At 69.8% G+C, this 22,605-nt stretch carries 16 protein-coding genes; 6 read left to right on the forward strand and 10 right to left on the reverse strand.

The features are described from left to right. Window positions 1-4 precede the first annotated feature (4 nt). The 10 genes from LY625_RS10905 to galE form a co-directional block, all read right to left on the reverse strand. Entirely contained in the window at window positions 5-1,234 is a 1,230-nt protein-coding gene (locus LY625_RS10905) for an NnrS family protein (protein ID WP_233740230.1), read from the reverse strand. A 151-nt stretch (window positions 1,235-1,385) separates the two neighbouring features. Continuing rightward, window positions 1,386-3,686 (reverse strand): nitric-oxide reductase large subunit, encoded by a 2,301-nt coding sequence (locus LY625_RS10910; RefSeq protein ID WP_233740231.1) that lies wholly within the window; start codon window positions 3,684-3,686, stop codon window positions 1,386-1,388. 193 nt (window positions 3,687-3,879) lie between these two features. Further along, a complete protein-coding gene (locus tag LY625_RS10915) occupies window positions 3,880-4,632 on the reverse strand; it encodes a helix-turn-helix domain-containing protein (protein ID WP_233740232.1) in 753 nt (250 codons plus the stop codon). A 19-nt stretch (window positions 4,633-4,651) separates the two neighbouring features. Then, complete coding sequence (gene hemN / locus LY625_RS10920; protein WP_233740233.1) at window positions 4,652-6,049, reverse strand: oxygen-independent coproporphyrinogen III oxidase; 1,398 nt, start codon at window positions 6,047-6,049, stop codon at window positions 4,652-4,654. A 45-nt stretch (window positions 6,050-6,094) separates the two neighbouring features. Further along, window positions 6,095-6,910, reverse strand: a complete 816-nt coding sequence (locus LY625_RS10925) for an alpha/beta hydrolase (RefSeq protein WP_233740234.1) — start codon at window positions 6,908-6,910, stop codon at window positions 6,095-6,097. Beyond that, entirely contained in the window at window positions 6,894-8,033 is a 1,140-nt protein-coding gene (locus LY625_RS10930) for a DUF3182 family protein (RefSeq protein WP_233740235.1), read from the reverse strand. Before LY625_RS10930 ends, LY625_RS10925 begins: the two co-directional genes overlap by 17 nt. Before the next feature lie 101 nt (window positions 8,034-8,134). Next, on the reverse strand, window positions 8,135-9,331 hold the full coding sequence (gene prpF, locus LY625_RS10935) for a 2-methylaconitate cis-trans isomerase PrpF (RefSeq protein ID WP_233740236.1): 1,197 nt from the start codon (window positions 9,329-9,331) through the stop codon (window positions 8,135-8,137). 84 nt (window positions 9,332-9,415) lie between these two features. Then, entirely contained in the window at window positions 9,416-10,039 is a 624-nt protein-coding gene (locus tag LY625_RS10940) for a hypothetical protein (RefSeq protein ID WP_233740237.1), read from the reverse strand. A gap of 11 nt (window positions 10,040-10,050) precedes the next feature. Beyond that, window positions 10,051-12,660, reverse strand: a complete 2,610-nt coding sequence (gene acnD / locus LY625_RS10945; RefSeq protein ID WP_233740238.1) for a Fe/S-dependent 2-methylisocitrate dehydratase AcnD — start codon at window positions 12,658-12,660, stop codon at window positions 10,051-10,053. A gap of 54 nt (window positions 12,661-12,714) precedes the next feature. Further along, window positions 12,715-13,713 carry a UDP-glucose 4-epimerase GalE gene (gene galE / locus LY625_RS10950; protein ID WP_233740239.1) on the reverse strand — a complete coding sequence of 333 codons (999 nt, stop codon included), beginning with the start codon at window positions 13,711-13,713 and terminating at the stop codon, window positions 12,715-12,717. Window positions 13,714-14,062: 349 nt separating this feature from the next. Between galE and LY625_RS10955 the strand changes: the two genes are divergently transcribed. The 6 genes from LY625_RS10955 (at window position 14,063) to LY625_RS10980 (ending at window position 22,236) form a co-directional block, all read left to right on the forward strand. After that, window positions 14,063-15,190, forward strand: a complete 1,128-nt coding sequence (locus LY625_RS10955; protein ID WP_233740240.1) for a glycosyltransferase — start codon at window positions 14,063-14,065, stop codon at window positions 15,188-15,190. Next, window positions 15,187-16,347 (forward strand): UDP-galactopyranose mutase, encoded by a 1,161-nt coding sequence (gene glf / locus LY625_RS10960; RefSeq protein ID WP_233740241.1) that lies wholly within the window; start codon window positions 15,187-15,189, stop codon window positions 16,345-16,347. The genes LY625_RS10955 and glf overlap by 4 nt, the downstream gene beginning before the upstream one ends. Next, window positions 16,348-18,573: a sugar nucleotide-binding protein gene (locus tag LY625_RS10965; RefSeq protein ID WP_233740242.1), complete on the forward strand. Its 2,226-nt coding sequence runs from the start codon at window positions 16,348-16,350 to the stop codon at window positions 18,571-18,573. Window positions 18,574-18,743: 170 nt separating this feature from the next. Next, on the forward strand, window positions 18,744-19,826 hold the full coding sequence (locus LY625_RS10970) for a hypothetical protein (RefSeq protein ID WP_233740243.1): 1,083 nt from the start codon (window positions 18,744-18,746) through the stop codon (window positions 19,824-19,826). Next, window positions 19,823-20,638, forward strand: coding sequence for a GSU2403 family nucleotidyltransferase fold protein (locus LY625_RS10975; protein WP_233740244.1), 816 nt, complete (start codon window positions 19,823-19,825; stop codon window positions 20,636-20,638). The genes LY625_RS10970 and LY625_RS10975 overlap by 4 nt, the downstream gene beginning before the upstream one ends. Before the next feature lie 44 nt (window positions 20,639-20,682). After that, a complete protein-coding gene (locus LY625_RS10980; protein ID WP_255703501.1) occupies window positions 20,683-22,236 on the forward strand; it encodes a class I SAM-dependent DNA methyltransferase in 1,554 nt (517 codons plus the stop codon). Window positions 22,237-22,605 lie beyond the last annotated feature (369 nt).

Below are 22,605 nucleotides of genomic sequence, written 5' to 3' on the forward strand. Positions count from 1 at the left end.
CGGGCTATCCCGGCCGGCCGTCCGCGCGCGGGCTGAGGTAGATCCGTCCCAGCCGGACCACCCAGGGCAGGAAGGCCACCAGCCAGCCCAGCGCGGCCACTGCGTGCCAGGCCATCATGTCCGGGAGGGCCTCGGCGAGCACCCGGGTGGCGGCGACCACCTGGATCGCCACGAACGCGAACCAGGCGGCCGCCGGCATGTACAGCTCCTGCCCGGCATGGCCCTGGGTGACCCGGGTGACCATGGCCACCAGCACGCTGCCGAAGAAGCCGATGAACAGTGCGTGGGCCGGTCCGCGGCCCAGCCAGTACACCCCGGTCGCCTCGTAGGCGACCGACTGCGCGGTGTACAGGGCGAACGCCAGCGGCAGCCAGGCCATGCCGATGAACAGCACGGTCAGCAGGCCGGGCTTGTCGCCGCGTGGCCACCAACGCCACAGCATGGTGGCGGTGAGCAGCAGCAGTGGCAGGTCGACCAGCCACAACCAGCCGTAGGCATGGAACAGCTCCAGCACCAGGTGCGCGAGCACCAGCGGCCACATCGCCGCCAGCAGCCAGAACGGGCGCCAGGTGGCATAGCCGGGCACCACCCGGCTGGCGAAGAACGGGAACATGCGGTGGGCGACGGTGAAGTACACCGGCAGCAGCAGCCCGAAGGTGCCGATCTTGATGCTCGCCATCACCCACATGGGACTGGCTCCCAGCATCGCCGTGAGCCAGGCCAGCAGCCCCAGCACGCCCAGGACCAGTGCCGCCAGGCAGGAGCGTGCATGCCAAGTGGTGCCGGCCTCGCGCCAGGTCAGCGGGGCCAGCGTGGCGACCCCGGCGACCCAGCCGGCGAGGGTCATCCACAGGCCCACGGTCAGGCCGGCTTCCCAGCCGACCGCGCCCAGCAGCGTGGCCAGCTGGCCGCCGAGCAGGCCCAGTCCGACCGGCGCATAGCGCCAGCGCTCGAACTCGGGCTGCCCCATCCACTTCGGGAAGGTGGTCAACAGGAAGCCGAAGATGAAGCTGGGCAACATCTGGTACTGCATCACGAAGGCGTGCAGCCAGCCGGCGTAGGGCTGCGGCTGGTGCATCTGCAGCACCGCCGGCCAGCGTGCCGACACCAGCCAGGCGGCCCACCAGGCCATGGCCAGCAGGAGGTTGCTGGCACCGACGAAGAACATCAGCCGGTGCGGGGCCGCGCCCAGCAGGCGGGGCGATGGACGTCCATGCGGAAGGGCGCTGTTCATGCGGGGCAGTGTCGCAACGCAGGGGTGACCACGGCATTGATCCAGGTCAGGGCAGGGGCCGGGGGTGGCAACGAAAAGGGGCGGCCCGAAGGCCGCCCCCGCATCATCCGGGGTGGCGTGCCACCCCGCGTCCCGTGCCGGCCCGTGGGCCTCAGCCCGGCTCCTGGCCGCGCCGGCGCGCCAGGTTGCGCTGCTGCGCCGAGGATTCGCTGACCGGGCGCGGGCCCAGCCACAGCGAGACCACGAACAGCGCCACCAGGAAGGCACCGATCGCCAGCACCGAATCACCCGGTACCCGCAGCCACACCAGCACGTCGATGATCGGCCGGCCCATGAACTCGGCCGAACGTGCGTACCAGTAACCGTGGGTCAGGTTCGCCTCCAGCTGCAGCACGCCCATCGGCAGCAGCGTGAGCACGGTCATCAGCGCCAGGCCGATGTTGAAGCTCCAGAACGCGCCGCTGAGCAGGCCGTTGATCCAGCGCCGTTCCGGGCGCATGCCGCGCAGGCAGTACAGCATCAGGCCGATGCCGAGCATGCCGTACACGCCGAACAGCGCGGTGTGGCCGTGGGCCGCGGTCAGGTTGGTGCCCTGCATGTAGAACAGCGCCAGCGGGGTGTTGATCAGGAAGCCGAGCAGGCCGGCGCCCACCAGGTTCCAGAAGCTGACCGCCAGGAAGAACAGGATCGGCCACTTGTAGCGCTGCATCCACGGCGTGGCGCGGCCGTTGCTCCAGGTGTCGTACGCCTCCAGGCCGATCAGCGCCAGCGGCACCACCTCCAGCGCCGAGATGCTCGCACCCAGGGCGATGACGCCCGTGGTGACGCCGGCGAAGTACAGGTGGTGGAACATGCCCAGCACGCCGCCGGCCATGAACACGATGGTGGCGAACAGCACGTTGATGGTGGCCGACTTGCCGCGCACCAGGCCCAGCTTGACGAAGATGAAGCTGATCACCGCGACCGCGAAGACCTCGAAGAAGCCCTCCACCCACAGGTGCACGATCCAGAAGCGCCAGTAGGTGATGATCGAGATGTGGGTGTGCTCGCTCCACATCAGGCCGGCGCCGAACAGCAGCGCGATGGCCACCGTGGACAGGAAGAACAGCGCGGCGATCGAGGTGATCTGGTCGCGGCGCTTGAGCGCCGGCCACAGCGCGCGCCCCATCAGCAGCAGCCACAGCAGCAGGCCGATGAACAGGAAGATCTGCCAGAAGCGGCCGATGTCGGTGTATTCCCAGCCCTGGTGCCCGAACCAGAAGTTGTTGGCCAGGCCCAGCTTCTGCATCACCGCGAACCATTGGCCGGTGAATGCACCCACCACGATGATGATCAGGCAGGCGAACAGGAAGTTGACCCCGAGCCGCTGGAACTTCGGTTCATGCCCGGAGATCGCCGGCGCCAGGTACAGGCCGGTGGCCAGCCAGGCGACCGCGATCCACAGGATCGCCAGCTGGGTGTGCCAGGTGCGGGTGATCGCGTAGGGCAGCACCTCGGCCAGCGCCAGGCCGTAGGCCTCCTGTCCCTCGACCTGGTAATGGGCGGTGGTCGCGCCCAGAAGGATCTGGGTCAGGAACAGCGCCATCACCAGCCAGAAGTACTTGCCGATCGCGCGCATCGAAGGCGTCACCACGATGCTCAGCGAGGGGTCTTCCAGCGGCGGCTCGATGCGGGGTTCCTTGCCGTGCCAGACCGCGTAGTGCCAGGTCAGCAGGCCGATGCCGGCGATCATGAACAGGATCGAGAACATCGACCACATGAAGCTGCTGGCGCTGGGCGTGTTGCCGATCAGCGGCTCGTGCGGGAAGTTGTGGGTGTAGGTCAGGCCGGTGCCGTCGCCACGATCGGTTCCGGTCGCCCAGGCGGCCCAGAAGAAGAATGCGGTCATCGCCCGGCGGTGTTCCATGTCCGGCACCGGGTTCTCGCGCAGGGCATAGGCTTCGCGCAGCTCGGCGGTCGCCGGGTCGTTGGAGAACACGCTCATGTAGTGCGCGGCGACCTGGTCGATCGCAACCCCGCGCTCGTCGGACACGGTGATGGTGCCGGTGGACGGATCGTAGGTGTTGGTGCGGAAGGTCGAGCGCAGCTGGGTTTCCAGGCGTGCCTTCTCCGCATCGTCCAGGTCCTCGTAGGCGCTGCCGTACTGCTCACGCGCGCGGATGTCGAGGATCGCCACCAGTTCGCGGTGCAGCCACTCCGCCGACCAGTCCGGGGCGAGCAGTGCGCCATGGCCCCAGATCGAACCGTTGTGGTGGCCGCCGATGCTCTGCCAGACCTGCCGCCCGGTGTCGATGTCCGCGCGGGTATAGACCACCACGCCGCTCTCGGTCACCACCTGCTCGGGAACCGGCGGGGCCGTCTGGTAGAGGTCCCGGCCGATCCACAACATGATGCCGAAACTGACTACCAGCAGGGCCGCCAGCCCTATCCACAACCGCTTCGTCGTATCCATGGGTGAGGCATTCTCCTGGAGGGTGCGGGAAGTCTGGGCGGACGCGCGCGCAGCAATGCTGACCTGGGTCAAGTCAGTCTGCGTTTAGGGTTTGCGACGGTCCCCGCAAGCGCCGCGCGATGCGGAGTCAGGGTGTGTTCGCCTACGTGGACACCACGTGAAACACGGCTCGACCGGGACCGGCAGGTCGGCCTCAGCTGCGCAGCACCGGCCCGGCCAGTTCCTCAACCCGCTCGCGGTCCAGCAGCTCGAGATCGCGCCGGTCCACCGCGACCAGCCCGTCGCGCTGGAAGCGCTTGAGCACCCGGCTGACGGTCTCCGGGGCCAGCCGCAGGTAGTTGGCGATGTCGGTGCGCGGCATGGTCAACTGGAAGCGGTTGGGGGAGAAGCCGCGGGCGGCGAGCCGGCGCGAGAGGCCGATCAGGAACGCCGCCATCCGCTGGTCGGCGCTCCAGTCCCCGGCCAGCAGGGCGGCCCGGCCGATGTCGCGGCTCAGCAGCCGGAACAGGTGCCGCTGCAGGCCCGGCAGCTGGGTGGCCAGCACCGAGATCTTCGGGAACGAGAACCGGCACAGCATGGTCGTGTCCAGCGCGACGGCATTGACCGGGTAGCGGTCGCCGTCGATCCCGTCCAGGCCGATCACCTCGCCGGGCAGGAAGAAGCCGAGCACGTGCTCGCGGCCGTCGCGGTCGACCATGTAGGTCTTGACCGTGCCGGCGCGGACCGCGGCGATCGCCTCGAACGGGTCGCCCTCGCGGAAGATGTGGTCGCCGGCATGGAACGGGCCGGTGTGCTCGACCAGCATGTGCAGGTCGCGCAGCCCGCTCTTGTCCATGCCTTCGTCCAGGCAGGCCTGGGAGAAGGCGCAGGTCGAGCAGAAGCGGAACTCGTCGCCGTCGTCGGCGAGCGTGGTCGCGTCCTGGCGCGGGAACGGGGTCAGACCCACGGGCGGGCTCCCGGCGGACTCAGATCGAGCGCGAGAAACGTGGGGTCGGATCCGCTGCGGGCGGTGCAAGGTAGGCGTCGAAGCACATCGCAATGTTACGCAGTAACAGCCGCCCGCGCGAGGAGGCGCGGATGGCACCGCCCTCGAACCGGACCAGCCCGTCGTCCACCAGTGGCTGCAGCCGGGAAAGGGCATCGGCGAAGTAGTCGTTGAAGTCGACCAGGTAGCGCCGCTCCAGTGCCGACACCGGGATCTCGCCCTGGCACATCAGCCGCTGGATCAGGTCGGCGCGCAGCTGGTCGTCCTCGCTCAGGCGCATGCCGCGGAACACCGGCAGCCGGCCCTCGTCCAGGGCGATCTGCCAGCTGGGCAGGTCGCGCGGGTTCTGGCTGAAGCTGTCGCCGATGTGGCTGATCGCGCTCACCCCCATGCCCACCAGGTCGGTGTCGGCGTGGGTGGTGTAGCCCATGAAGTTGCGGTGCAGCCCGCCCCGTTCCTGGGCCCGGGCCAGGTCGTCGTCGGGCAGGGCGAAGTGGTCCATGCCGATGTAGACGTAGCCGGCGTCGGTCAGCTTTTCGATCGCCAGCTGCAGCAGGCCGAGCTTCTCGACCGCGCTCGGCAGTTCCGCTTCGTTGATCTGGCGCTGGGCCTTGAACATGTGTGGCAGGTGGGCGTAGCTGTAGACCGCCAGCCGGTCCGGGCGGGCCTCCAGAACGGTGTCCAGGGTGCGGGCGAAGCCATCGCGGGTCTGCCGCGGCAGGCCGTAGATCAGGTCGACGTTGATCGAGCGGAAGCCGCCCTCGCGGCAGGCGCGGAGCACGTCCAGGGTCTGCTCGACCGACTGGATGCGGTTGACCGCCTCCTGCACCGCCGGGTCGAAGTCCTGCACCCCGAGGCTGGCGCGGTTGAAGCCGATCGCCCCCAGTTCGGCCACCTCGTCCGGGTTGACGAAGCGCGGGTCCAGCTCGATCGAGATGTCGCGGTCCGACGAGCCGGAGAAATTGAAGTTGTGCCGCAGGCTGTCGACCAGTTCACCAAGCTGGGCCGGCGAGAGGAAGTTCGGCGTGCCCCCGCCGAAGTGCAGCTGGATCACCTCGCGGTCGCGGTCGAACAGCGGCGCGGTCAGCGCGATCTCCCGGTACAGGCGCAGCAGGTAGGTCTCCCCGCGCGACAGGTCGCGGGTGATGATCCGGTTGCAGCCGCAGTAGAAGCACGGGCTCATGCAGAACGGCACGTGCAGGTACAGCGACAGCCGGCGCGGGATCGGGTCGCCGTTGCTGGCCGCGGCGGCCTGGCGCAGCGCCTCCTCGCCGAAGTCCGCATTGAACTGCGGGGCGGTGGGGTAGGAGGTGTAGCGCGGACCGGGGCGGTCGTAGCGCTGCAGCAGCTCGGCGTCGAAGGCGGGTTGGCTGGGCATGGCGTGCAAGGTACGGCGTGCCTGCGGCCAGCGCCTTGACCCGGATCAACACGGCCCTGGTGCGGGATCGGCGGCCGCCTTTTCCTGCCGGGCGTGCTCGGCCACCTGCTCGGCGGCGGACGCCTCGCGGGTGCCGACGACCATCTCGGTCAACCAGTTCACCAGCACGTCGGTATAGGCCTGCTGCGCGGTGCGCCCGGTCAGCGCGTGGTCGGCCCGCGGCAGCACGCGCGAGGTCAGCGAACGCGCCCCGGCCAGCGCCCGGCGGTAGTTCTCCAGCACCGCGTGGGGGACGATACGGTCGTTCTCCGCCTCCACCACCAGCGCATGCCCGCGGTAGTCCGCGCATGCGGCCAGGGCGCGGTTGCTGGACGGCTCCGCCGCGGCGGAGCGGAATGCGGCGATGTCGTGGATGCGGTGCAGCTCGACCTTGGGCAGGTCCCAGCCGGTGTCCGGATACAGCGCCGGCGAGCGCAGCGCCAGCCAGCGTACCGGCCGCAGGGCACTGAGCACAGCGGCCAGATAGCCGCCGTAGCTGATGCCGACCACCGCGATCGAACCGGGGTCCACTTCCGGGTGGGCGGCGAGCCAGTCGTAGGCCACCAGCAGGTCTTGCAGGTTGTCCCCGCGGGTGACGGTTTCCTTCTGCGCCTCGTTGGCCTCGTGGCCGCGCAGGTCGAAGGTCAGGCAGACGGCGCCAAGGCCGGCGACCTCCCGCGCACGCACCAGGTCGTGGCGCTGGGTACCGTTCCAGCCGTGCACGAACAGCACCCCCGGCAGGCGGGTCGCGGGTGACAGCGCCGTGGCGCAGATGGCGTCTCCGTCGACCTGCAGTTCGAACGAATCAAGACGCGTGTCCATTCCCCTCCACCATGGCGTACTTCACCAGTCGGCCCACCCGCGGGTCCTCCTCGTCGTAGTGCACCACGGCGCCCGGTGGCGGCCGTCCGCCGTAGGACTCGTGGCACGAGACCCGGATGCGCTGCAGCGACCGGTCCGCGGCGAAGTGCTCCATGGCCAGGATCTCCGCCGGGCTGGCGCCGCCGATTCGCCAGGACTGCTCCAGCACGCCTGAGCACGGGCGTCCGGCGGCGTCCACTCCGGCCACCACGTCGTAGTTCCGGCGCGAGGCGTGGAAGCCCTCGAAGGCCTCGTCCATCCTGGCATCGTAGCGCCGCACCTGGTCCAGGATCGGGGCGAGCTCCGCAGGCAGGCCGGCCACGCCGAGGGCATCGAAGCCGCCGCGCACGACCTCCAGCGTGGAGCCTCCGTAGGCCTCGGCGCCGTCGTGGCGGCGCGTGGTGCGCTGGACGCCGGTGTAGGCGATCGCGTGGCGCCCGCACTCGGCCGTGCCGATGCTGTAGGTCGTCGCCTGCTCCAGGTTCTGCTCCAGGCTGGCGCCGTGGGCCGCCAGCTCGCCCGCGGGCAGCGCGCCCAGCACCCGCTCCAGGGTGGCAGCGTCATGCACCACCCACTGGCCATCGCCGCCGATGCCGCGCGCCAGCTTCAGGCGCACCGGTCCCAGCGGCACCAGCTGCTGGAACGCCGCGTGGGCCTCGTCGGCGCCGAAGACCGAGAAACCCGGCAGCACGGTGCCTTCCAGCGCCGCGCCCAGCCCATGCACCCAGCCCCCGGGAACCGCGGCGTGCCGGCCTACCGCCGGATGGCTGACCAGCTTGGTGCCCACGAAGGCATGGGGTACCACGCCGCCGAACAGGTCGTCCGGGTGCTCCACGCCGGCGGCGCGGGCCTCTTCGCGCTCAAGGGTGCACTGCGGCACCAGGTAGGGCCGCAGGCCAGCCTCCCCGCCAGGCGACTCGCCGCCCCACGCCCATCCGTTGAGTTCCGCCAGGCGCCGCGCCAGCGCGAGCAACGTGCCGTGTTCGTGTCCGCCGCGGCGCATCCGGGGTCCACCCCAGGCGCGTACCCGCCGGGCCGGGAGGTCCCCGCCGCGCCGTTTCAGATCCTGTGCCAGTGCCGCCATGCCGCTGTTCCGATCCGCGAACGGACAGGGTCGCGGAGTGCGTGGCAGGCGGCCGTGAATCCGGACGCGACACGGCGCCGGGGCGTTCAGCGTAGAACCGGTCAGCGCGGGACCAGGGTGTCCCCGGGTACGCGCACGTGCCCTTCCATCAGTACCCGTGCGCTGCGGCTCATCACCGCTTTCGTCACCGTCCAGCGCCCGTCAACCTGCCGGGCCTCGGCCCCGACCCGCAGCGTGCCGGAGGGATGGCCGAAGGTGACCGCATTGCGCTCGCCACCGCCGGCGGCCAGGTTGACCAGGGTGCCCGGCACCGCGGCTGCGGTGGCGATCGCGACCGCGCAAGTGCCCATCATGGCGTGGTGCAGCTTGCCCATGGACATGGCGCGTACGTTGAGGTCGATGTCCCCGGCGGCGACGGTCTTGCCGCTGGAGGCGACGTAGCCCTCCGGCGCTGCGACGAAGGCGACCTTGGGCGTGTGCTGGCGGCTGGCGGCCTCATCGGGAGTGTTGATCAGGCCCATGCGCAGGGCGCCGGCCACCCGGGTCGCCTCCAGCCGGGCCAGCGCATCCGGGTCGGCATTGATGGCCGGCTGCAGCTCGGTGCCGGTGTAGCCGATGTCGGCGGCGTTGACGAACACCGTCGGGATGCCGGCGGAGACCATCGTCGCCGGCAGCGTGCCCACGCCGGGCACCTCCAGCGCGTCAACCAGGTTTCCGGTGGGAAACATCGCACCGCCGTCCCCGCCGTCGTCGGAGGGCTCCATGAACTCGACCACGAGCTCGGCCGCCGGGAAAGCCACCCCGTCGAGTTCGAAATCGCCGGTCTCCTGCACCTCGCCGCCGGTGACCGGCACGTGCACTACGATGGTCTTGCCGATGTTGGCCTGCCACACCCGCACCGCGACCGTGCCGTCGCGCGGGATGCGCGCGGGGTCGATGAAGCCGTTGGCCACCGCGAACGGGCCCACCGCGGTGCTGAGGTTGCCGCAGTTGCCCGACCAGTCCACGAAGGCGCTGTCGATCGATACCTGCCCGTAGAGATAGTCGACGTCGTGGCCGGGCTTTGATGACTTCGAAATGATCACGCACTTGCTGGTCGATGAGGTCGCCCCGCCCATGCCGTCGGTGTGCTTGCCGTAGGGGTCGGGCGAGCCGATCACCCGCATCAGCAGCGCGTCGCGCGTCGGGCCGGGGACCTGCGCGGCCTCGGGCAGGTCCTGCAGCCGGAAGAACACGCCCTTGGAGGTGCCGCCGCGCATGTAGGTGGCGGGAATGCGGAGCTGGGGAAGGTGGGACATCGGATGATCCTGCTTTTTGCTCCCTCTCCCGCTTGCGGGAGAGGGCTGGGGTGAGGGCCGCGAGGGATGGGTTGAGAGCCTGCCTCAGAACAGGCTGGCCTGCGAAGCCCGCGCCGCCGCCGGCCCCAGTGGCCAGCGGCCAAGGGTTTCGTAGTGGTACGGGGCACCGCCGCCAACAACCAGTTCAAGGCTGTCGACAGCCCAGTCCACCCGCCTCATCGGTTGCCGCGGCGGGAGCTCCCCGTGGAAGCCGTAGCTGAGCGTGACGTGTGGTGTGTGCCCACCACCCGGCGGAAGACCCTGCTCTTCCACGGAGGCATTGACCGACGCGATCAGCAGATCCAGTTCCCCGGAACCACGACGCTCCCGGGCATCGACATTGAAGCTCCCGCGCCTGTTCCTTGCCGCCCTGACCTGGTCCAGTTCAAGCGTGAAGCCGCGTGCCTGGATCCCCGCCCCGGCCGCCAGCAGGCGCTCGCGGATGTCCGGTCGATCGGCGTAGCGATCCGATACCGACTGGTGCCAGAGCCCGGGCGGAAACGCGCTGTTGCCCAGTGCCGCGGTTACACCCGCGGCCGCGACCGCGTCCGCCAGCGCCGCCCGCACCTGTGCGCTGGGCCGGAGGATGAAGAGCAGGCGGTTGCCGTGGCCCGGCCACCCTGCATCTTCAATCGGTGCCAGTGATGGCTTCTGGATGGTGCCGGTCATGGCGCGCGTTCTCATCCACGGGCCGTGCCTTCCACGAAATCCTGCGCGAACCGCTGCAGGATGCCGCCGGCGGAATAGACCGACAGTTCCTCGGCGGTATCCAGCCGGCAGGTCACCGGGACTTCCAGGCGCTCGCCGTCGCGGCGGTGGATCACCAGCGTCAGGGTCGCGCCGGGGGCCGGCTCGCCGAGCACGTCGAAGCTCTCGCTGCCGTCGATGCCCAGGGTCCGGCGGGTGATGCCGGTTTCGAACTGCAGTGGCAGCACGCCCATGCCGACCAGGTTGGTGCGGTGGATGCGTTCGAAGCCTTCGGCGACGATCGCCTCCACGCCGGCCAGGCGCACGCCCTTGGCGGCCCAGTCGCGCGAGCTGCCCTGGCCGTAGTCGGCGCCGGCGATGATGATCAGCGGCTGGCGGCGCTGCATGTAGGTCTCGATCGCGTCCCACATGCGCATGACCTCGCCCTCCGGCTCCAGCCGGGTGAGCGAGCCCTGCTTCACCTCGTCGTCGACCACCGCCATCTCGTTGACCAGCTTCGGGTTGGCGAAGGTCGCGCGCTGCGCGGTGAGGTGGTCGCCGCGGTGGGTGGCGTAGGAGTTGAAGTCCTCCTCGGGCACGTCCATCGAGGCCAGGTACTCGCCGGCGGCGCTGGAGGCCATGATCGCGTTGGACGGCGAGATGTGGTCGGTGGTGATGTTGTCGCCCAGCACCGCCAGCGGGCGCATGCCGGTGAGCGCGGGCTGGCCGGCCAGCGCACCCTCCCAGTAGGGCGGGCGGCGGATGTAGGTGCTCGTCGGGCGCCAGTCGTACAGCGGGTCGACCTTCGGCCCGCGCAGTCCGGCCGGGAGGAACATCGGCTCGTAGACCTGGCGGAAGTGCTCGGGCTTCACGTGCGCGGCGACCATCGCGTCGATCTCCCCGTCGTCCGGCCACAGGTCCCTGAGGGTCACCTCGTTGCCCTCGGCGTCGACCCCCAGCACGTCCTTCTCGATGTCGAAGCGCACGGTGCCGGCGATCGCATAGGCGATCACCAGCGGCGGCGAGGCCAGGAAGGCCTGCTTGGCGTAGGGATGGATGCGGCCGTCGAAGTTGCGGTTGCCGCTGAGCACCGCGACCGCGTACAGGTCGCGGTCGATGACCTCCTGCTGGATGGCCGGGTCGAGCGCGCCGCTCATGCCGTTGCAGGTGGTGCAGGCGAAACCGACGATGCCGAAGCCGAGCTTTTCCAGCTCGTCCAGCAGCCCGGCGTCCTGCAGGTACAGCTCGACCGCCCTGGAGCCCGGTGCCAGCGAGGACTTCACCCACGGCTTGCGCATCAGCCCGCGGGCGTTGGCGTTGCGCGCCATCAGTCCGGCGGCGATCACGTTGCGCGGGTTGGAGGTGTTGGTGCAGCTGGTGATGGCGGCGATGATCACCGCGCCATCGGGCATCAGGCCCTCGGCTTCCTGGGCGCGCGCGGCGGCGAGGTCGCCGGCGATCCCGCGCTCGGCCAGGTCGGCGGTGCCGACCCGGCGATGCGGGTTGGAGGGGCCGGCCATGTTGCGGCCCACCGAGGACAGGTCGAAGTGCAGGGTGCGCTCGTACTCGGCCGTGGCCAGTGCATCGGCCCACAGGCCGGTGTGCTTCGCGTAGGTCTCCACCAGCGCGATCTGCCCTTCCTCGCGGCCGGTCAGGCGCAGGTAGTCCAGGGTGTTGTCGTCGATGAAGAACATCGCTGCGGTGGCGCCGTACTCCGGGGCCATGTTGGAGATGGTGGCGCGGTCGCCGAGGGTCAGCGCCGCTGCGCCGGGGCCGCGGAATTCCAGGTAGGCGCCGACCACCCGCTGCTGGCGCAGGAACTCGGTCAGTGCCAGCACGATGTCGGTCGCGGTGATGCCCGGTTGCGGCCTGCCGGACAGCTCGACGGCGACGATGTCGGGCAGGCGCATCCACGAGGCGCGGCCCAGCATCACGCTCTCGGCTTCCAGCCCGCCCACGCCGATGGCGATCACGCCCAGCGCGTCCACGTGCGGGGTGTGGCTGTCGGTGCCCACGCAGGTATCGGGGAAGGCCACCCCGCCGTCGACGTAGACCACCGGCGACATCTTCTCCAGGTTGATCTGGTGCATGATCCCGTTGCCCGGCGGGATCACCTCGACGTTCTCGAAGGCCTTCGCGGTCCAGTTGATGAAGTCGAAGCGGTCGGCGTTGCGGCGCTCCTCGACCTCGCGGTTGCGGTTGAACGCCGCCGGGTCCGAGCCGTCGTACTCCACCGCCAGCGAGTGGTCGACGATCAGCTGCACCGGGACCACCGGGTTGACCCTCGCCGGGTCGCCGCCCTGTTCGGCGATGGCATCGCGCAGGCCGGCCAGGTCGACCAGCGCGGTCTGGCCGAGGATGTCGTGGCAGACCACCCGCGCCGGGAACCACGGGAAGTCCAGGTCGCGGCGACGCTCGACCAGCTGGCCCAGGTAGGCCTCGACCATCGACGGCTCGGCGCGGCGAACGATGTTCTCGGCATGCACCCGCGCGGTGTAGGGCAGGCGGTCCCAGGCGCCGGGTTGCAGGCGGTCGACCGCCTCGCGGGCATCGAAGTAGTCGAGCGGGGTGCCGGGGAGCGGCTTGCGGTACTGGCTGTTCATGGCGGACCTGGACGCGTTGCGGGTGGACCCCGCGGGCGCCGGGCGCGCCGCGGATCAGCCGGCCATTCTACCGGCTGGCGTCGCGGCGGCCGCCCGGTGCCAGCGCCAGGCACTGGCGAGGATTGGTTCCAGCTCCGGATGGGCCGGGGTCCAGCCCAGGTCGCGCCGCCCCCGTTCGCTGGAGGCGACCAGCACCGAGGGGTCCCCCGGCCGCCGCGCCTCCACCGTGTGCGCGATCCGCTGCCCGCACACCCGCTCCGCCGCGGCGATCACCTCGCGCACGGAGAACCCGGCGCCATTCCCGAGGTTGAAGGCGTGGGCGCCCGGGTGGTCCTCCATGTAGTCCAGCGCCAGGCGGTGCGCCTGCGCCAGGTCGTCGACGTGCACGTAGTCGCGGATGCAGGTGCCGTCAGGGGTCGGGTAATCGTCGCCGAACACCCGCAACGCCGGCCCCAGGCCGAGGGCGGCGCGCAGCACGTTCGGGATCAGGTGGGTCTCCGGCTCGTGGCACTCGCCCACAGTGCCGTCGGGCGCTGCGCCAGCGGCATTGAAGTAGCGCAGCGCCACCGAACGCAGGCCGCAGGCGCCCGCCGCGTCAGCCAGGATGCGCTCGACCATCAGCTTGCTGGCGCCATAGGGATTGATCGGCTGCCGCGGGTGGTCCTCGTCGATCCGTGCCGCCACTGGCTGGCCGAACACCGCCGCGGTCGACGAGAACACCAGACGCTCCACGCCGTGGCGCTGCATCGCCTGCAGCAGGTTGAGGGTGCCGGCCACGTTGTTGGCGTAATAGTCGTAAGGCTGGTGCACCGACTCGCCGACCAGCGAACGCGCGCAGAAATGCATCACCGCATCGAAGCGCCGTCCGTGGAACGCTGCCTCGAGCGCCCGCGCATCGAGCACATCGGCGACCACCAGCTCGCCCCAGCGAACCGCCTCGCGGTGCCCGGTCGAGAGGTTGTCGAGCACCGTCACCTTGTCGCCGCCGAGCGCCAGTTGCCGGGCCATGTGGCTGCCGATGTAGCCGGCGCCGCCGCAGACGAGCACGTGCATCACCACTCCTCCATGGCGGACCGGGGCCGCCCGTGGAGCGACGTTCATGCCGTCGTGGTGCAGCCGGGGTGATATCCGGCCATCGCCTTGTTCATCGGACTGAACGAAGGCTGAGCACTTCTTCACCTTGTCGGAAGGTCGCGACCGGGAACACTCGAGGCCCGTGACGAGTTGGATGGCCGAGATGGCAGGTGCAATGGAAGGGCCGCGTGTACGCGTGCAGGGCAGGCTGGACTCCTCGGCAGGCGCAGGCCTGCATGCCCCCGCGGGACGCGGAGGAGGCGCCGCGCGGCGTTCCCGGGTGCCCGGGCCGGCCCCCGGGGGTGCGGAACTCCGCTTTCCCCTCATCGTGCACTGCCACCTGCGCTGGGATTTCGTCTGGCAGCGGCCGCAGCAGATCTTCTCGCGGCTGGCGGCCGACCACCCGGTGCTGTTCGTCGAGGACCCGGTCGCCGGCGATGGCGAACCGCAGCTGGAGTTGTCGGAGCCGTTCGCCAACGTGGTGCGGATGGTCCCGCGCCTGCCGCACGGCGCCCCGGCGGATGTCGACGACCAGTGGCGCCTGCTGCTCCCGCTGATGGAGCAGGCGCTGCAAAACCACCCCCTGCTCGCCGGCAGGTTCCACGCCCCGGTGCAGTGGTTCTACTCGCCCATGAGCGCCCCGGTGCTGCTCGGCCGCTTCGGCGCCCGCGGCACGGTGTACGACTGCATGGACGAGTTGGCCAACTTCCGCTTCGCTCCCTCCGACATCACCGACCGCGAGCGCTTCCTGCTCTCGCGCGCCGACGTGGTGTTCACCGGTGGCTACCAGCTCTACGAGTCCAAGTCGCGCCACCACCCGACCGTGCACTTCCATGGCTGCGGGGTGGACGTGGGCCATTTCGGCCGCGCGCGCCTGGCCTCGACGGTGGTGCCGGCGCGGGTGGCGGAACTGCCCGGGCCGGTGTTCGGCTATGTCGGGGTGGTGGACGAGCGGCTCGACTACCCGCTGGTCGAGGCCCTGGCGCGGGAGTTCCCCGACGCCTCGGTGGTGATGGCCGGGCCGCTGGCCAAGGTCGAGCAGGCGGACCTGCCGGACCTGCCCAACCTCCATTGGCTGGGCCAGCAGTCCTACGAGTCACTGCCGGCGCTGGTGAAGGGCTTCGATGTCTGCCTGATGCCGTTCGCGCTCAACGACGCCACCCGCTACATCAACCCGACCAAGACCCTGGAGTACATGGCCGCCGGCAAGCCGGTGGTGTCCACCGCGGTGGCCGACGTGGTGCGCAACTTCACCCCGGTGGTGGAGGTGGCGCGGACCACCGGCGAGTTCCTGGACGCGGTGGCGCACGCCGCGCGCGAGCCCGACCCGGCGCTGCTGCGCGAAGGCATCGCGCGGGCCATGGAGGCGTCCTGGGAATCCACCGTCGCGACGATGCGCGGCGAGCTGCTCGACGCGGTGCTGCCGGTCCGCGCCGCGCAGGCGGGTGCGCTGTGAAGACCGACGTACTGGTGGTCGGTGCCGGGTTCTCCGGCGCGGTGGTGGCAAGACAGCTGGCCGCCCAGGGATTGCAGGTGCTGGTGATCGACAAGCGCACCCACATCGGCGGCAACGCCCACGACCGCACCGACGCCCACGGCGTGCTGGTGCACCCGTACGGGCCGCACATCTTCCACACCAACAGCCTGCGGATCTTCGACTTCCTGTCGCAGTTCACCGCCTGGCGGCCGTACGAACACCGGGTGCTGGCCAGCGTGGACGGCCAGCTGGTGCCGCTGCCGATCAACATCGACACCGTCAACCGGCTGTACGGCCTGGACCTCGACGAGACCACGATCCAGGACTTCTTCGACCGGGTACGCGAGCCCCGCGACCCGGTCGCCACCAGCGAGGACGTGGTGGTCAATGCGGTCGGGCGGGACCTCTACGAGACGTTCTTCCGCAACTACACCCGCAAGCAGTGGGGGCTGGATCCGTCGGAACTTTCGGCATCGGTGGCGGCCCGGGTGCCCGCGCGCACCAACCACGACGACCGCTACTTCACCGACCGCTACCAGTACATGCCGCGCGACGGGTACACCGCGCTGTTCGAGCGGATGCTCTCGCACCCGAACATCCGGGTGGAGGTCGGCATGGACTTCTTCCGCCACCGCGGGCGGTTGAAGGCCCGGCACATCGCCTACACCGGCCCGGTGGACGCCTTCTTCGACCATTGCCACGGCAGGCTGCCGTACCGCTCGCTGCGCTTCGAGCACGAACACCTGCCCGACACCCCGCGGTTCCAGCCGGTCGGCGCGGTGAACTACCCCAACGAACACGCGTTCACCCGCATCACCGAGTTCCGGCACATCACCGGCCAGGCACATTCCGGGACTTCGATCGTGCGCGAGTACCCGCAGGACGAGGGCGACCCGTACTACCCCGTCCCGCGCCCGGAGAACGAGCGGCTGTTCAAGCGCTACGACGCGCTGGCCCGCCAGGAGCACGATGCGACCTTCGTCGGCCGCCTGGCGCAGTACCGCTACTACAACATGGACCAGTGCGTCGGCGCGGCGCTGAAGGCAGCCGAATACGTGCTGGCCGCGCTCGGCCGGGATGCCATGGACACGGCGCCGGACGCGCCGGTCCAGCCCGCCGCCGCATCGGGAATGTAGATGGAGCGTGGCCCTGCCACCCGCTCCGGGACCGGTGCGCCGGTCCCGGAGCTGTGGGGCGGCGTGGAATGCACCATCAACCGGGTGGGCGAGGATTACTTCAGCCAGCTCGAGCGCAGCGGGCACCTGCAGCGCATAACGGATCTCGATGCCATCGCCGGGCTTGGCATCCGCGCGGTGCGCCAGCCGGTGCTCTGGGAACAGGTGGCGCCCGATGGCCTGCCGCGGGCCGGCTGGGACTGGGTCGATCAGCGACTGCTGCGGCTGCGCGAACTGGCCCTGGAGCCAATCGTCGGCCTGGTCCATCACGGCAGCGGCCCGCGCGACACCAGCCTGGTGGCGCCGTGTTTCCCCGAAAAACTGGCGGCCTATGCCGGCGCGGTGGCCGCGCGCCACCCGTGGGTGCGGTACTACACGCCGGTCAACGAACCCTTGACCACCGCGCGCTTCAGCGGCCTGTACGGGCACTGGTATCCGCACGGGCGCGACGGGCCGACCTTCTGGCGCGCGCTGTACACCCAGTGCCGCGCCACGGTGCTCGCGATGCGGGCGATCCGGCGCAGCCAGCCCGCGGCGCGCCTGGTGCAGACCGACGACCTGGGGCGCACATGGTCGACGCCGCGGCTGGCCTACCAGGCGGACTTCAACAACCACCTGCGCTGGCTTTCCTGGGACCTGCTGTGCGGACGGGTGGACCGGTCCCATGCACTGTGGGGCTGGCTGGTGGACTGCTGCGGCGCGGACCCGGACGAGGTCCTCTGGTTCACGGGCAACCCCTGTCCGCCCGACATCGTCGGGATCAACCATTACGTCACCAGCGAGCGTTTCATCGACGAGCGCCTGGAGCGCTACCCGGCTTCCAGCCACGGCGGCAACGGACGCGAGCGCTATGCCGATGTCGAGGCGGTGCGGGCCCTGGCTTCGCCGACCGGCGGCATCGGCCCCCTGCTGCAGGAGGCGTGGGCGCGCTACCGCCTACCGCTGGCAATCACCGAGGTGCACCTGCACGCCCCGCGCGAGGACCAGTTGCGCTGGCTGGCGGAAACCTGGCTGGCGGCCTGCGCCGCGTTGCGCAGCGGGGTCGACCTGCGGGCGGTCACCGTCTGGGCCCTGCTGGGCAGCCATGACTGGCATTGCCTGCTCACCCGGTGCGATGGCCATTACGAGCCCGGTGCCTTCGAGGTGCGTGGCGGAACCCTGCGGCCGACAGCAGTGGCGCGGATGGCATCGCAGCTGGCCGCGGGACGACCGCCGGCGCACCCGGTGCTGTCAGGCGCCGGCTGGTGGCGGCGCCCGGACCGGCTGCTGCATCCGCCCGTCGAGCTCCCGGTCGCTTGCCCGCCCCGGCCCGCAACCGGCGAACACCGCGCCCCCATCCTGATCACCGGCGCGACCGGCACCCTCGGCCGCGCGTTCGCACGCATCTGCGTCGAGCGCGGGCTCGACCACCGGCTGCTGCACCGCGGCGAGCTGGACATCGCCGACCCGGCCTCGGTGCGCGAGGCCCTGGCCCACCACCGGCCATGGGCGGTGGTGAACGCCGCCGGCTATGTCCGCGTGGACGAGGCCGAGAACGACCACGCCCGCTGCTTCCGCGAGAACACCGACGGCCCGGCCCACCTCGCCGCCGAATGCGCCCGCACCGGCACCGCGCTGGTGACCTTCTCCACCGACCTGGTGTTCGACGGCGCACACCGCGAGCCGTACCTGGAAGACGCCGCGGTGGCTCCGCTGAACGTGTACGGGCTGAGCAAAGCGCGCGCGGAGGAACTGGTCCTCGAGCGCCACCCCGGCGCACTGGTGGTGCGCACCAGCGCCTTCTTCGGCCCCTGGGACCGGCACAACTTCATCACCTGCGCGCTGCAGGCGCTGCGCGCCGGCGAGCCATTCCACGCCGCCAGCGACCTGACCATCTCGCCCACCTACGTCCCCGACCTGGTCCACGCCTGCCTGGACCTGCTGGTGGACGGCGAATCCGGCGTCTGGCACCTCACCAACGGCGATGCCATCACCTGGGCCGACCTCGCCCGGCGGGCGGCGAAGGTGGCGCGGACCGGCACCGCCAGCCTGCGCCCGTGTCCGGTGGCGCACCTGCGGCTGGCCGCGCGGCGACCGGGCTACAGCGCATTGGGGAGCGGGCATGCCTTCGCGATGCCGACGCTGGACGATGCGCTGGCGCGGTGCCTGGGGATGGGGGAGGGCGCCGCCGCACCGGCGCCTCATTGAAAAGTCCCGGCGCCTGAACGTGCGAGCCGGGGCGCTGCGGTGAATCGCGTCCACTAACACGGCCCGGATACATAACACGGCCGTGATTCATACCTTGGTCGTGGTAGCATCGGCCCATGATTGCTCCTTCGCCTCGTGGAAGCGTTATGGCCGGCCCATTGAGAACCTTGATGGAGGCGCGCGGCTGGGCGGTCGATAGCGAAGCTGCAATAGAGCCGTTCCGCCCCGCCCTGATCGCCCGTAAAGGACCGTTGCGGTACGCCGTGGAACTGAAATCCGTGGTCGAGGGGCGCCCTGATCGCGTGCTCCCACTGCTGGCGCAAGCCATCCTCCAGGCGAGCCGCTATGCCGCCGAGCTCGACATGCGACCGCTGGCGGTGGTGCTGGTGGGGCGCGCCTCCGCCTCGCTGATGCAGAAGGTGGAGCGTTTCCAGCGCGACTATGCGCCGGATGTAGCCGTGGGCCTGATATCGGAAGCTGGCGGAAGCCTGTTCATCGGCCCGGGGCTTGAGAGCCTCAACCGGGAGCAACCGCGCGCGCGTGGAATCGGTAAACCGGTGCGGCCGCGCAAGGCCTCGAACCTCTTCTCCGACCTCAACCAATGGATACTCAAGGTACTGCTGGCGCCGGAGTTGCCGGAGCAACTGCTGAGCGCACCCAGGGGCGAGTACGCCACGGGGTCGGATCTTGCGGACGCAGCCGGGATTTCCGCCATGAGCGCGTCCCGGTTCGTGCGGCGGATGCAGGAAGAAGGCTTCCTGGATGGTTCGGGGCGGGCACTGCGCCTGGTGCGACGCGGGGAACTGTTCCGCCGCTGGCAGGCCGCGGCGCTGCGGTCCTCGCCCGAGCTGCGCATGGCCTACCTGATCCCCGCCGGCGGGGCGCGGCAGTTGCACAAAGCCGTCTCGAAACTGGAGGGCTGCGTAGGCCTGTTTGCCGCGGCGGACCTGCTGGGGCTGGGCCATGTGAGCGGGGCGGTACCGCAGGTGTACGTGCGCCGGCTGGTGCCACCGCAGGGAGCAGACTGGCCGGGGCTGGTACCGTCCGCGCCCGGCGAACCACCGCAGCTGATCCTCAAGCAGGCGAATGCGCCGGAATCACTGTTCCGCGGTGCGGTCCGGATTGGGGACGTAATGGTGGCCGACGTACTGCAGGTCTGGCTGGACGCGTCCGCACATCCATCCCGCGGCGCCGAGCAGGCGGACTTCCTGCGCCACGGCGTGCTTGCCGGTGTGTTGGGCGAGCAGGCATGAACGATCATCAGGCGTTCGCCCGGCTTGTGGGTGCACTGGCTCCCTGGGGCTCCAGGCTGCTGTTCATCGGTGGCTGGGCGCATCGCCTGTATCGCCTGCATCCGGACGCCGCCTCACCAACGTACCGGCCCTTGGCCACGCTGGACGCCGATGTCGCATTCGCACAGCACGAGCGGCTGGAAGGCGATATCCGCGCCAACCTGCAACTGGCGGGCTTCGAGCAGGAGTTGACCGGCAGCCACCGCCCGCCGGTGTCTCGCTACACGCTGGGCGAGGACGGGCCGGCCGGCTTCTATGCCGAGTTCCTGACGCCACTGGTCGGGCGCGCGCAGGCGCGCGACGGCACGCCGCTGGCGACGCAGGCACAGGCCGGTGTCACTGCGCAGCGTCTGCGCTACCTGGAGTTGCTGTTCGTCGCACCATGGTCGGTCACGTTGGACGAGGACTGGAGTGCCGATGTGCCTATCCCGGTTCGAATCCCCAACCCCGTGGCCTTCATCGTGCAAAAGCTGTTGATCCACCACGACCGCGCCGCCAGCAAGCAGTCGCAGGATCTGCTCTACATCCACGATACGCTTGCGTTGTTTGCAGCCGAGCTGGACGCCCTGGGCACGCTTTGGCGCGACGAGGTCCGGCCTGCCATGGACGCAGCCTGGGTGCGCCGGCTGGAGCGGGCGCCGGATGATGTGTTTGGAACCACCAACGACCGGATCCGCGATGCGGCGCGGATCCCGCAGGATCGCGACCTCGATCAGGAAAGGATGCGGGCCATGTGCCGGGCAGCACTAGGGGAAATGCTGGAGCGACCATGACGAACGAAGAATTCAAGCGCACCCTCTAGGAGGCGGCGGACAAGCTGCGCGGCTCCGTCGCCGCGGCCACGTACAAGTACCCGGTGCTGGGACTGGTGTTCCTGAAGTACGTGTCGGACATGTTCGATGCGCAGGGGCGGGTGATCGGGAAGAGCCTGGCCGAGCCGACGTCCGAGTACTACGTCGAGGACGAGGCCGCCCGCGCCGGGCTGGCCGAGCAGTTCGCCGCTGACAAGACCTTCTACGACGCCGACAACGTGTTCTGGGTGCCGCCGAACGCGCACTTCAACGCCCTGCTGGCCCAGGCCACCGCACCGGACCTGGCCCAGCGCCTGGACAAGGCCCTGGGCGAGATAGAGGCCGAGAACCCCAGCCTGAAGGGCGTGCTGTACCGCGAGTTCTCCCGCCTGGAGCTGGAGCCCGGCAAGCTGGGCGAACTGATGCAGCTGCTGGCCCGACTCAGCTTCGACCCGGAACGACACGGCAGCCGCGACGTCTTCGGCGAGGTGTACGAGTACTTCCTCGGCCAGTTCGCGCTCAAGGAAGGCGCCCGCGCCGGCGAGTTCTACACGCCCAAGAGCGTGGTCAACCTGCTGGTGGAGATCCTGGCCCCGTTCAAGGGCACCATCTACGACCCGGCCTGCGGCTCGGGCGGCATGTTCGTGCAGTCGGCGAAGTTCAAGGACGCCCACGCCGCCAAGCTGAAGAAGAAGGGCGACCTGGCCATCCATGGCCAGGAAATGATGGCCGCCACCCGCCGCCTGGCGCTGATGAACCTGGCCGTGCACGGCCTGCACGGCGACCTGGGCACGACCTACGGCGACACCTTCAGCAACGACCAGCACAAGACTCTGCGCGCCGACTACGTACTGGCCAACCCGCCGTTCAACATCTCCGACTGGGGCGGCGACAAGCTCGCCGACGACCCGCGCTGGGTGTACGGCATCCCGCCGAAGGGCAACGCCAACTTCGCCTGGTTGCAGCACATGCTGGCGCGGCTGTCATCGCGTGGGCGCGCGGGCATCGTGCTTGCCAACGGCTCCATGAGCTCGCAGCAGAGCGGAGAGGGCGAGATCCGCCGCGGCATGGTCCAGGACGACGTGGTCGAGTGCATGGTGGCCTTGCCGGGTCAGCTGTTCTCCAACACCCAGATTCCGGCGTGCCTGTGGTTCCTCAGCCGGGACAAGAAGTCGGGACACAACGGCAGCGTGGACCGCAGCGGCCAGATCCTCTTCATCGACGCCCGCAAGGCCGCCAGCGGCCGCATCAGCCGCACCCAGATCGAATTCACCGACGAGGACATGCAGCGCATTACGCAGACGTACCACCGCTGGCGCGGCACTGAGTTCAGCGACGGCGGGGAATACGCCGATGAGCCGGGGTTCTGCTTCAGCGCCACGCTGGAGGAAGTGGAGAAGCATGGTTTCGTGCTGACGCCCGGGCGCTATGTCGGCGCGCAGGTGGAAGAGGACGATGACGAGGCGTTCAACGAGAAGATGGAGCGGTTGACCGCGCAGCTGGCCGAGCAGATGGCGAAGGGTGCGGAGCTGGATGCGGTGATCAGGGAAAGGCTGGGGGCTTTGGGTTATGGGGTCTGAGCTCACCAGATTCCGCGACGTTCTTGAGTATGCAATCGGCGGAGGCTGGGGTAAGGAGACGCCGGATGCCAAGCATACTGTCGCAGTGACAGTTGTTCGCGGAACCGATTTTTCCAAGCTTCGGGGTGGCGACCTCGACGAGGTGCCTCGTCGCTACGAAGGGGACTCGAAGGTACCGAAGCGGACGTTAGAAATTGGCGACATCATCTTGGAGGTGTCCGGCGGCAGTCCTGCGCGAGGCCAGACAACCGGGCGCACTTGCTATATCGATGATGTGGTTCTAGAGAGGCTGCATCAGCCGATAATCCCTGCGAGCTTTTGCCGCCTCGTGCGAGTAGACCGCAGCAAGGTGGTTCCTCGATTTGCTTA

Source organism: Lysobacter sp. GX 14042 (assembly GCF_021390425.1).
Classification (GTDB): domain Bacteria; phylum Pseudomonadota; class Gammaproteobacteria; order Xanthomonadales; family Xanthomonadaceae; genus Novilysobacter.